Origin of the sequence: Cedecea sp. VD22, from assembly GCF_037150195.1 — a bacterium.
Classification (GTDB): Bacteria; Pseudomonadota; Gammaproteobacteria; order Enterobacterales; family Enterobacteriaceae; genus Cedecea.
This window is the reverse complement of sequence record NZ_JBBCPX010000003.1, coordinates 76,724-88,962: the sequence shown is the minus strand read 5'-3', so window position 1 is coordinate 88,962 and position 12,239 is coordinate 76,724. Positions and strand designations below refer to the sequence as shown.

The 12,239-nt window shown below is 56.5% G+C and carries 8 protein-coding genes; 4 read left to right on the top strand and 4 right to left on the bottom strand.

Going from position 1 to position 12,239, the window contains the following annotated elements:
• Window positions 1-5 precede the first annotated feature (5 nt).
• From glgC to glgP, 3 genes are all read left to right on the top strand, one after another.
• The gene (gene glgC / locus WFK85_RS08715; RefSeq protein WP_008457902.1) at window positions 6-1,289 is read left to right on the top strand and encodes a glucose-1-phosphate adenylyltransferase; all 1,284 of its coding nucleotides are present in this window, start codon (window positions 6-8) and stop codon (window positions 1,287-1,289) included.
• 112 nt (window positions 1,290-1,401) lie between these two features.
• On the top strand, window positions 1,402-2,835 hold the full coding sequence (gene glgA, locus WFK85_RS08710) for a glycogen synthase GlgA (RefSeq protein ID WP_008457900.1): 1,434 nt from the start codon (window positions 1,402-1,404) through the stop codon (window positions 2,833-2,835).
• A 26-nt stretch (window positions 2,836-2,861) separates the two neighbouring features.
• Window positions 2,862-5,309 carry a glycogen phosphorylase gene (gene glgP, locus WFK85_RS08705; RefSeq protein WP_336706484.1) on the top strand — a complete coding sequence of 816 codons (2,448 nt, stop codon included), beginning with the start codon at window positions 2,862-2,864 and terminating at the stop codon, window positions 5,307-5,309.
• A gap of 145 nt (window positions 5,310-5,454) precedes the next feature.
• On the opposite strand, the gene WFK85_RS08700 is transcribed toward glgP, so the two are convergent.
• From WFK85_RS08700 to glpE, 3 genes are all read right to left on the bottom strand, one after another.
• Window positions 5,455-6,213, bottom strand: a complete 759-nt coding sequence (locus WFK85_RS08700; protein ID WP_008457897.1) for a DeoR/GlpR family transcriptional regulator — start codon at window positions 6,211-6,213, stop codon at window positions 5,455-5,457.
• 17 nt (window positions 6,214-6,230) lie between these two features.
• Window positions 6,231-7,052, bottom strand: a complete 822-nt coding sequence (gene glpG, locus WFK85_RS08695; protein WP_336706483.1) for a rhomboid family intramembrane serine protease GlpG — start codon at window positions 7,050-7,052, stop codon at window positions 6,231-6,233.
• A gap of 77 nt (window positions 7,053-7,129) precedes the next feature.
• Window positions 7,130-7,456, bottom strand: a complete 327-nt coding sequence (gene glpE / locus WFK85_RS08690; RefSeq protein ID WP_008457894.1) for a thiosulfate sulfurtransferase GlpE — start codon at window positions 7,454-7,456, stop codon at window positions 7,130-7,132.
• Window positions 7,457-7,651: 195 nt separating this feature from the next.
• Between glpE and glpD the strand changes: the two genes are divergently transcribed.
• Window positions 7,652-9,160: a glycerol-3-phosphate dehydrogenase gene (glpD, locus tag WFK85_RS08685; RefSeq protein ID WP_336706482.1), complete on the top strand. Its 1,509-nt coding sequence runs from the start codon at window positions 7,652-7,654 to the stop codon at window positions 9,158-9,160.
• 128 nt (window positions 9,161-9,288) lie between these two features.
• Here the strand turns inward: glpD and malT are convergent, their stop codons facing one another.
• Window positions 9,289-11,994, bottom strand: coding sequence for an HTH-type transcriptional regulator MalT (gene malT, locus WFK85_RS08680; RefSeq protein ID WP_008457891.1), 2,706 nt, complete (start codon window positions 11,992-11,994; stop codon window positions 9,289-9,291).
• Window positions 11,995-12,239 lie beyond the last annotated feature (245 nt).

Here is a 12,239-nt window from a genome sequence, read left to right as displayed (position 1 = left end):
TCGTCATGGTTAGGTTTGAGAAAAACGATCCGCTGATGTTGGCCCGCCAGCTGCCCATCAAATCCGTTGCGTTAATTCTGGCCGGTGGCCGCGGGACTCGACTGAAGGATCTCACGTCGACCCGCGCCAAGCCTGCTGTTCACTTTGGCGGCAAGTTCCGCATTATTGATTTTGCGCTATCCAACTGCATTAACTCCGGCATTCGCCGCATTGGGGTGATTACTCAATATCAATCGCACACCCTGGTGCAGCATATTCAGCGCGGCTGGTCTTTTTTCAGCGAAGAGATGAACGAGTTTGTGGATTTGCTGCCCGCCCAGCAGCGCGTACACGGTGAGAACTGGTATCGCGGCACGGCGGACGCCGTGACCCAGAACCTCGACATTATTCGACGTTACGACGCCGAATATGTGGTCATCCTGGCCGGGGATCACATCTACAAGCAGGACTACTCGCGCATGCTGATCGATCACGTCGAAAAGGGCGCACGCTGCACCGTGGCCTGCATGCCGGTGCCGGTGCATGAAGCATCAGCGTTTGGTGTTATGGCGGTGGACGCGGACGAAAAAATTATCGATTTCGTGGAGAAGCCGGAAAACCCGCCGACGATGCCCAACGACAGCAGTAAGTCTCTGGCCAGCATGGGCATTTACGTTTTTGATGCGGATTACCTGTTTAAGCTGCTGGAAGAAGATGACCGGGATGAAAACTCCAGCCACGATTTTGGCAAAGACATTATCCCGAAAATCACTCGCGCGGGAGAAGCTTACGCCCACCCGTTCCCGCTCTCCTGCGTACAGTCCGACCCTAACGCCGAGCCTTACTGGCGCGATGTAGGCACGCTGGAAGCCTACTGGAAAGCCAACCTTGACCTGGCCTCGGTGATGCCGGAACTGGATATGTATGACCAGGCCTGGCCGATCCGCACCCATATGGAGCCGCTGCCGCCCGCTAAATTCGTTCAGGATCGCTCCGGCAGTCACGGCATGACGCTGAACTCGCTGGTGTCCGGCGGCTGCATTATTTCTGGTTCAGTCGTTGTGCAGTCAGTGCTGTTTCCTCGCGTGCGTATCAACTCGTTCTGCAACATCGATTCATCCGTCCTGCTGCCAGACGTTATTGTCGGGCGCTCCTGCCGATTACGCCGCTGCATTATTGACCGCGCCTGCGTGATCCCTGAAGGCATGGTGGTTGGTGAAAATGCCGAAGAGGATGCGCGCCGTTTTTATCGCTCTGAAGAGGGCATTGTACTGGTCACGCGTGAGATGCTGGCGAAGCTGCAGGGCTGAAACGCGTAGAAGATTGGCCTGCGCACGGTGATGGCTGTGCGCGGTTATTTTATCGTTCGGCGTTGCCTGATGATTAAGACACAGCGCCGCGACTTTCCATATGGGAGCGATAATGCAGGTCTTACATGTCTGTTCCGAGATGTTTCCTTTGCTGAAAACGGGCGGCCTTGCGGATGTGCTGGGCGCTTTGCCTGCGGCACAAATTGCCGGCGGCGTTGATACGCGCGTCCTGCTGCCCGCCTTTCCTGATGTGCGGCGAGGAATCGAAGATATTCAGGTGGTTGCCCACCGACAGACGTTCGCAGGCCCAATGCGTCTGCTCTACGGCCACTACAACGGCGTAGGTATTTATCTGATTGATGCCCCCCATCTTTATGAACGCCCGGGCAGCCCATACCACGACACGAACCAGTTTGCTTACCAGGACAACGTACTGCGCTTTGCGCTGCTTGGCTGGGTTGGGGCGGAAATGGCCTGCGGCCTGGATCCTTTCTGGCATCCCGATGTGGTGCATGCCCACGACTGGCACGCCGGGCTGACGCCGGCCTATCTCGAGGTTCGCGGGCGGCCAGCCAGGTCGGTATTTACCGTCCATAACCTCGCCTATCAGGGAATGTTCTATGCTCATCACTTAAGTGAAATTGATTTGCCGTGGTGGGTCTACGACATGAACGGGCTGGAATTCCACGGCCAGATTTCGTACCTGAAGGCCGGGCTTTACTATGCCGACCACATTACCGCCGTCAGCCCAACCTATGCTCGGGAGATTACCGACCCGCATTTTGCCTATGGCATGGAAGGGCTGCTGCGCCAGCGCCAGCGTGAAGGGCGCCTGTCGGGCATTTTAAACGGCGTGGACGACAAGATCTGGAACCCGGAAAGCGACCTGCTGCTGGCCTCGCGGTATAACCGCGATTCGCTGGAGGAGAAAGCCGAAAACAAACGCCAGCTGCAGGTAGCGATGGGGCTGAAGGTGAACGACAAAGTCCCGCTGTTCGCGGTGGTCAGTCGGTTAACCAACCAAAAAGGGCTGGATCTGGTGCTTGAGGCATTGCCGGGGTTGCTGGAGCAGGGCGGGCAGCTGGCGCTGCTGGGGGCCGGGGATTCCGTGCTGCAGGAAGGGTTCCTGGCGGCGGCGGCCGAGCATCCCGGCCAGGTCGGCGTCCAGATTGGCTATCACGAGGCATTTTCCCACCGCATCATGGGCGGTGCCGACGTGATTTTAGTCCCGAGCCGCTTTGAGCCCTGCGGCTTAACGCAGCTCTACGGTCTGAAATATGGCACCTTGCCGCTGGTGCGGCGAACCGGTGGCCTGGCTGACACCGTGTCTGATACTTCTCTCGAGAATCTGGCTGACGGTGTGGCGACCGGTTTTGTGTTTGAAGACAGTAATGCCTGGTCGCTGCTTCGCGCGATCCGGCGTGCTTTCGTGCTGTGGTCCCGCCCGTCGCTGTGGCGTTTTGTGCAGCGGCAGGCAATGAATATGGATTTTAGCTGGCAGGTAGCGGCGCAGTCATACCGCGACCTTTATCAACGCTTGATGTAATTACCCATACACCAGGAATCACTGATATGAACGCACCCTTTTCCTATGCATCACCCACGCTGAGCGTCGAGGCGCTTAAACACTCGATTGCCTATAAGCTGATGTTTACGGTGGGGAAAGACCCTGCCATCGCCAATAAACACGAGTGGCTTAACGCGACGCTGTTTGCCGTGCGCGACAGGCTGGTGGAGCGCTGGCTGCGTTCCAACCGCGCCCAGCTTTCCCAGGAAGTCCGCCAGGTTTACTACCTGTCGATGGAGTTTCTGATCGGACGCACGCTGTCGAACGCGCTGCTTTCCCTCGGCATCTATGAAGATGTGAAAAATGCCCTCGAAGAGATGGGCCTCGACCTCGAAGAGTTGATTGACGAGGAGAACGACCCCGGCCTGGGCAACGGCGGTTTGGGGCGTCTCGCCGCCTGTTTCCTCGATTCGCTGGCGACCCTGGGGCTGCCTGGGCGTGGCTACGGCATACGTTACGACTACGGTATGTTCAAGCAGAACATCGTCGATGGCCGCCAGAAAGAGTCGCCGGACTACTGGCTTGAGTACGGCAACCCTTGGGAGTTTAAACGCCACAATACGCGCTACAAGGTGCGTTTCGGCGGGCGTATTCAGCAGGAAGGGAAAAAGTCTCGTTGGGTCGAAACCGAAGAGATCCTCGCGGTTGCCTATGACCAGATTATTCCGGGCTACGACACCGACGCGACCAACACGCTGCGGCTGTGGAACGCTCAGGCGAGCAGCGAGATCAACCTCGGTAAGTTTAACCAGGGTGATTATTTCGCGGCGGTGGAAGACAAAAACCACTCTGAAAACGTGTCCCGCGTGCTTTATCCCGATGACTCGACCTATTCCGGGCGTGAGCTTCGCCTGCGCCAGGAGTATTTCCTGGTTTCGGCGACCATGCAGGACATTCTGAGCCGCCATTATCAGCTGCATAAAACCTACGCCAACCTTGCGGATAAAATTGCGATTCACCTGAATGACACTCACCCGGTGCTGTCGATTCCGGAGTTGATGCGGCTGCTGATTGACGAGCATAAGTTTGAATGGGAGGAAGCGTTCGAAGTGACCTGCCAGGTCTTCTCGTACACCAACCACACGCTGATGAGCGAGGCCCTGGAAACCTGGCCGGTGGACATGCTCGGCAAGATCCTGCCGCGCCATCTGCAGATCATCTTTGAGATTAACGACTACTTCCTGAAAACCCTGCAGGAACAGCACCCGAACGACACGGGGCTGCTGGGCAGGGCATCGATCATCGACGAATCCAACGGCAGGCGAGTGCGGATGGCCTGGCTCGCGGTGGTGGTCAGCCATAAGGTGAACGGCGTGTCTGAGCTGCACTCCAATCTGATGGTGCAGTCCCTGTTTGCTGACTTCGCCAGTATCTTCCCGATGCGCTTTAGCAACAAAACGAACGGCGTCACGCCGCGCCGCTGGCTGGCGCTTGCCAACCCGGCGCTGTCTGAAGTGCTGGATGAGAATATCGGGCAGACCTGGCGGACGGACTTAAGCCAACTGAACGACCTGAAGCAGCACATTGACTACCCGACGGTGCATCAGGCGGTGCGTAAGGCCAAGCTGGCGAATAAAAAACGGCTGGCGACGTACATTGGGCAGCAACTGAATGTCGTGGTGAGCCCGGACGCCTTATTCGACGTGCAGATTAAGCGCATTCATGAATATAAGCGCCAGCTAATGAACGTCCTGCATGTGATCGCCCGCTATAACCGCATCAAGGCCGATCCTGAGGCGGAATGGGTGCCACGCGTGAATATTTTCGCGGGTAAAGCGGCATCGGCCTATTACATGGCGAAGCATATTATTCATCTTATCAACGACGTTGCGGAGGTCATCAACAACGACCTGCAGGTTAAAGATAAGCTGAAGGTGGTGTTTATCCCCAACTACAGCGTTAGCCTCGCCCAGTTGATTATTCCGGCGGCAGATCTCTCCGAGCAAATTTCGCTGGCGGGAACCGAAGCTTCGGGGACCAGTAACATGAAGTTTGCGCTTAACGGGGCGTTGACCATCGGGACCCTGGACGGCGCCAACGTGGAGATGCTCGACCACGTCGGCAAGGACAACATCTTTATCTTCGGCAACACCGCAGAAGAGGTGGAGACACTCCGCAGTAAAGGCTACAACCCTCGGGAGTATTACGAGAAGGATGAAGAGCTGCGCCAGGTGCTGACGCAAATCGCGACGGGGGCATTCAGCCCCGGGGAGCCGGGGCGCTATCGGGACTTAGTCGACTCGCTGATTAACTTTGGCGATCACTACCAGGTGCTGGCGGATTACCGCAGCTATGTGGACTGTCAGGACAAGGTGGATGAGGTTTACCAGCAGCCGGAGGAGTGGACTATCCGCACGATGCACAATATTGCCAATATGGGCTATTTCTCGTCAGACAGGACGATTCAAGAGTATGCCGACGAGATTTGGCATATTAAGCCGGTGAGATTGTAACTTTTCCCCTCACCCTAACCCTCTCCCCACGAGGGAGAGGGGATCAGAACAAGGATGCTTCTTCATCCCCTACTTAGATGGGAGAAAAGGACCAAATTCTTTTCCCCCTCTCCCTTTCAGGAGAGGGCCGGGGCGAGGATAAAACTCAGCACAGCTCCAGCTGCACGTTATTCTCTTTAATCACCTGCATCACTCCTGCGGGCGGCACCACGTCGGTATACACGGTATCCACCAGGCTAATACTGCCCAGATTCACCATCGCATTACGGCCAAACTTCGAATGGTCCACGACCAGCAACACGCTGCGAGAGTTTTCGATAATCGCGCGCTTGGTGCGAACCTCGTGGTAGTCGAACTCAAGCAGCGAGCCGTCGCTGTCGATCCCGCTGATGCCGAGAATGCCGAAGTCGAGACGGAACTGGGAAATGAAGTCCAGCGTGGCCTCGCCGATAATGCCGCCATCGCGGCTGCGCAGCTCTCCGCCGGCCAGAATGATACGGAAATCTTCTTTAGCCATCAGCGTGTTTGCCACGTTGAGGTTGTTGGTCACAATGCGCAGATTGCTGTGATTAAGCAGCGCATGCGCCACGGCTTCCGGCGTCGTGCCGATGTCGATAAACAGCGTGGCGCCGTTAGGAATTTGGCTGGCAACCTTCTGCGCAATACGCTCTTTTTCTGCTGTTTGCGTTGCTTTTCGGTCATGCCACGGGGTGTTAACCGAGCTGGAGGGCAGGGCCGCCCCGCCGTGGTGGCGCAGGATCATATTCTGATCGGCCAGGTCGTTTAAATCCCGGCGGATGGTTTGCGGGCTGACGGCAAACTGTTCCACCAACTCTTCGGTACTGACGTATCCCTGCTGCTTAACCAGCTCAATAATCGCGTCATGACGTTGTGTCTGCTTCACAAGCTACTCCAGCATTGTTATGTTCGTTTTCGCGTATTCAGGGTATCTACCAGCGCCATCGCCAGGCCAACCAGCATGCCGGTCAGGTGCGCTGGAATGACAGCGGACTGAGTGAAGACCTCAATAACCAACCAAATTACCGCAAACGCCAGCAGCCCGCGCTGCATCTGAATGCCGCTGTCGGGATCTCGCTCTCCGCGCAGCCAGACATAACCCATCAGCGCAAACACCGTGCCTGACAGGCCGCCAAACAGTGGGCCGGTAAATTTTGCCTGCATAAAACCGCTCAGCAGGGTGGAGATAAGCGTCAGCGTCAGCAGTTTGCCGGTGCCGAGGCGTTTTTCGAGCGCGCCGCCTAAATACCACCACCATAGTAGGTTAAAGAGGATATGCAGCAAGGAGAAATGCAGTAATCCGTGCGTGAAATAGCGCCAAAACTCAAAGCGCTGCTCGGGCACGAGCGGCCAGCCAAGCACGGAGATCACCGGACCGAAGCCCACGATATTGAGCAGGACAAACAGCGCGATACACACGCCGATGACGATAAGCGTCAGCGGGCCGGCGCGCTCTTTGATGGTGGCGAAAAACGGATAGCGTTTATAGCTGAAACCCACGCCGCTGTGGCCGGTGCTCCAGCTGGCGGCCTGGTAGCGCGGGTCGCCAGGGTTCGCGACGAACTTTTCCAGCTCGGCGCGGACATACTGTACCTGGTTCTCATCCGCCAGCCAGACATCGCTTTGCGTATGTTGCTGAATCGTAAGAATAACGCCCTGAGTTGCCATGTAATCGACAAAAGCCTGCGCCACGCGCGGGTTGGCGAAAGAGGTAATCATGATCATGAAAGTTTAACCAACTTCGTCTATAAAGCCGTACAAAGGCAAGCAGTATACCTGCAGGGAGCGACAAGGGCTGAACTTTACGCGCCGTGAGCGACTTCAGCCGGGAAATGGCGGTGCCAGGCATCAAAGCCACCGTCGATGCTGTAGACCTGGTCATAGCCTTGCTGCAGCAGATATTGGGCGGCGCCTTTGCTGCTGTTGCCGTGGTAGCACATCACCATGACCGGCGTGTCGAAGTCGGTTTGCTGCATAAAATTCACCAGCGTGTCGTTGGTAAGGTGGTAAGCCCCCGGCGTGTGTCCCATGGCAAAGCTCTGCGGATCGCGGATATCCACCAATACCGCCTGCTGCTGCTGGAGTTTCTGGTGTGCTTCTTCCACACCAATACATTCAAATTGATCCATGGTTTTACTCGTCGAGAAAGAAAGGAAACAAGGGGCATGTTAAGGCATCGCGCCCCGCTGGCGCTGATATTAACGCCAATATGTTATCCATATCACGTAGAAATGTTTTTATTTCGTTACCAAAGCGGGCGAACACTTGCTATCATGAGCGATATCGAACATTTTTGAGCTTTAACGAAAGTGCGTGAGGGCAACATGGAAACCAAAGATCTGATTGTTATTGGCGGTGGAATCAACGGCGCCGGTATTGCGGCGGACGCCGCTGGCCGCGGGTTATCCGTGTTGATGCTGGAGGGGCAGGATCTGGCCTGCGCGACCTCTTCCGCCAGCTCGAAGCTGATTCACGGCGGCCTGCGTTACCTGGAGCATTATGAGTTTCGCCTGGTGAGTGAGGCGCTGGCGGAGCGTGAAGTGCTGTTGAAAATGGCGCCGCACATTGCTTTCCCGATGCGCTTCCGTTTACCGCACCGGCCGCACCTTCGTCCGGCCTGGATGATTCGGACTGGCCTGTTCATGTACGATCATCTGGGGAAACGCACCAGTTTGCCGGCCTCGACCGGCTTGCGTTTTGGCGCAGATTCAGTGCTGAAGCCTGAGATCGTGCGCGGTTTCGAATATTCCGATTGCTGGGTGGATGATGCTCGCCTGGTGCTGGCTAACGCCCAAATGGCGACCCGCAAGGGCGGAGAGGTGAAAACCCGTACTCGCGCCACCAAAGCAACCCGCGAAAATGGGCTGTGGGTCGTTGAAGCGCAGGATATTGATACCGGCGAAACCTTTACATGGCGCGCGAAAGGCCTGGTGAACGCCACCGGTCCGTGGGTGAAAACCTTCTTTGACGAAGGGCTACACCTGCCTTCGCCTTACGGTATCCGCCTGATCAAAGGCAGCCACATCGTGGTGCCTCGCGTGCATACCCAGAAGCAGGCTTACATCCTGCAAAACGAAGATAAACGTATTGTGTTTGTGATCCCGTGGATGGACGAATTCTCCATCATCGGCACCACCGACGTGGAATATCACGGTGACCCGAAAGCGGTGCAGATTGATGACAAAGAAGTGAGCTATCTGCTGAACGTTTACAACGCGCATTTCAAAAAGACGCTGACCAAAGATGATATCGTCTGGACCTATTCTGGCGTGCGCCCGCTGTGTGATGACGAGTCTGATTCTCCGCAGGCGGTGACCCGCGATTACACTCTCGATATTCATGACGAAAATGGTCAGGCACCGCTGCTGTCGGTCTTCGGCGGTAAACTGACGACCTACCGTAAGCTGGCTGAACATGCGCTGGATAAGCTGGAGCGTTACTACCCGAATATCGGCCCGGCCTGGACCAAAGAGTGCCGCCTGCCTGGCGGTGACATCGGTGGCGATCGTGATGATTATGCGGCCAAACTGCGCTGTCGTTACGGTTTCCTGACCGAAAGCCTTGCCCGTCACCTGGCGCGCACCTATGGCAGCAACAGCGACCTGGTGCTGGGCGAGGCCAAAACCCTGGGCGATCTGGGCGAAGATTTTGGCCATGAGTTTTATGAAGCCGAGCTTCGCTACCTGGTTGAGCATGAATGGGTCAGATGTGCGGAAGATGCGCTGTGGCGCCGTACTAAGTTGGGCATGTGGCTAAACGAAGAGCAGCAGGCGCGGGTGGCGCAGTGGCTGGTCAAGCAGGCGGCTAAAGCGGGACTGTCGCTGGCGTCTTAAAGAGAGTTGAACCCTTTTCAGTCCGAGTGTTGGCCGGTTCCGCTCATCTTCAGATTTTTATCCCCCCTCTCCCCTATGGGGAGAGGGCCGGGGTGAGGGGCTGAAACTAGCCTTCAGAATATCTCCAGCTAAACCCCATACCCCATCATCTTCAGTAATTTCTGTGCATGCTGTACCGCGTCCTGGCGGTGCGCCACGCCCAGCTTCTGGTAAAGATTTCGGATATGCGTTTTGATGGTGGTGGCCGCAACATCCAACTCTCCGGCGATCTGCTCGTTGCTATAACCGGAATAAATCAGCCCCAACACCTGCCATTCTCGCTGCGTCAGCGGGCTGGTGCGGATAAGCTCCGGCACTTCCGGGTGATTCAGCAGGCGGTTCACAAAGCTTTCATCAAAGTGCGCAAACTTATGGCGGTGGTGCTGGTTTATCTCACGCAGGATGCGTTGAGCGCGGTGCTGATCCAGCTCCGGCAGCGTGTTGAGCTGAATAAGCTGGCGCAGCTGCTGCGCCATCGCCTCCCCTTCGATAACGAAGTGACTGATAAACCCGGTGCGGTTTGCCAGCGCCAGAGCTTCCAGCAGCACGCGCTGAGCGTCACTTTTTCTGCCCGCCTGCCAGTAAAGCTGGTTGAGCAGCAGCAGGTTGCGGTTAAGGTCGCTCATCAGACGCAGGCTGCGGGCGTTTTCGTTAAGTTCTTCCAGCACCATTTCCGCCGGATCGTACTCACCCAGCAGAATTTGTACGCGGGCGATATTCCGCCACTGGCTTTGCAGGAAGTGGTTATTGGCAAATTCAGGCTTCGGCGTCTGGCGCAGCCAGTTGGCTGCCGACTTTTTATCGCCAATCATTTGCCAGTAAATCACCCGCACCTTGTCGGCGTTGGAGACCCAGTCGCTGTGCCAGGGACCGTTCCCAAGCAAATTTTCAAGGCGATTAAGGTGATTGCGAGCATTATCCAGGTCTCCGCGCGCCAGCGAGCACTGCACCAGCAGCGCCAGACACTGGAGCTGTTGCTGCGGCTGGAAGCTGGAAAGGACCTCCATTCCGCTGCGGGCTGCCGCTTCGGCTTCATCCAGCCGGGCCCAGGCCCAAAGCAGCTGGGCGCGGATACGCTGTAGAAACTCATGCAGTGGCAATTGTTCGAGGTGCTGCTCGCGGATCAGCACAAAGGCTTTCTCCTGGGTTTCCCAGGCGGCCTGTAAGAACCCCTGAGCCAGCAGGATTTCGCTTTGCTGAATGAGACTCCACAGCGCGTAGTGCCACACATCGTGGCGGCGGGCCATTTGCTCGGTCTGCTGCATAACGGAAAGAGACTTCGTCAGATCGCCCTTGCAGTGCAGCACTTCGCCGTGAACCGAAGTTGCTACTATGCGGCTGTAAAAATTGGCCAGCGGCAGCATTTCCAGCGCGACCATGGCCAGACGCTCGGCTTCCGCCGGATCGCCCGCGTTGATGGCAACCTGGGCTCTCAGGGCGTTAAATTCACCGTGCAACGTGTCGTCGATGACCAGGTCCATTTCCTGCTCGGCCCTTGCCAGCAGGGTATTCACTTCGCCGTAGCGGTGCTGGCTTTGCATCAGCCAGGCCTGCAGCAGCACAAGTTTTGGGTTTTCCAGCAGACTTTCCCACGGCAGCGCCTTCAGTGACTCCTCGAGCAGCGTCAGTTCGCTGTGGTTAAACAGCGCCCACGCGTGGCCCAGCAGAATATCGCGCAGCATATTGGCATCACCTGCCGCCAGCGCGTGGTGAATAGCCTCGCTTGGGAAGCCTTGCGCCATCCAACTTTCGGCGGCCGCCCGGTGAATATCCGGCAGCTCTGCGGCCAGCTCCCACTGGCAGCGCTGGCGAAGGAAACTGCCAAACAGCGGGTGGAAGCAGAACCATTCGCCGGAATCGTCCATACGCTGCAGGAACAAGCCCTGGCGCTCAATCTCCTCCAGCCGCATCTGGCCATTTTCTTCACCCGTTACCTGGATGATCAATGCGTCATTCATTGAGCGCAGGATGGAGCTTCTCAGCAGGAAGTTGCGGGTATCGGCATCAACGTTGTTCAGGACTTCATCCACCAGATAATCTGAAAGATGGCTGGCGTTAATGCCCGACAGACGGCGTGCGGAATGTTGAGCTGGCGTATTGCTCTGGCGCGCGGACAAGGCGATTAACTGGAGCGCCGTTACCCAGCCAGCAACGTCATCACACAGGCGGCTGCTGTCCGCTTGTTCAATCGGCGTTGCCAGGCGGTTGTCGAAGAACTGTTTGGCTTCCTGATGCGTAAAGGCGAGCTGCTGGCTACCAATTTCCAGGAGCTGATCGCGCACGCGAAGGTTGGCAATGCCAAGCTGCGGGAGATTGCGCGACAGGATCACCAGTGTCAGGTTTTCTGGCTGGTGGCGAATGAAAAAGCGCATGGCTTCATGAATAACCGGGTTGGCAATCAGATGATAATCATCAATCACCAGGTACAGCGGTTTGTCCCACCCCGCCAGCTCAATGAACAGCTGAGAAAAGAGCGAAGACAGGCTGGCGTATTGCCGCTTTTGCGCCATGATTTCGCTACTGGCGCAGTGGCCGCCGGTGGCGTGCTGCACGGCGGCAATCAGGTAGCTGGCAAAGCGCTCCTGCTGGTTATCTCCCTCATCAAGGGAATACCAACCCAGCTCTTTTCGCCCCGCCGCCCACTGCGACACGAGGGTCGTTTTACCATAACCGGCCGGGCTGGCGATCAGCGCTAAGCGATAGTTGGCGGCAGTTGAAAGCTTCACCAACAGGCGATCGCGAACCACAGTGTTTTCCAGCCGAACGGGGCGGCTTAATTTGGATGGGATTAACATAGTTGATCACTTCACTGTGTATAAATTTCCCCGGCATTTTTCGCGCTGCAGGGCGGGGCTGCCGGACTGCAGAGAAAATAATGGAGGGAAAAGTTCAAGGATGCGATTTTTTTTACGCTTCGTAATTAATGCTTACGGATAAGGTCTGCCAGAATGCTTTTTATTGCAAGGTTGTTGAACTTTCCGAGCTCGGTAAGTTGCACCCTGTCACAGTTCCATTTTTTCATGAATGCGATTGCTCACTG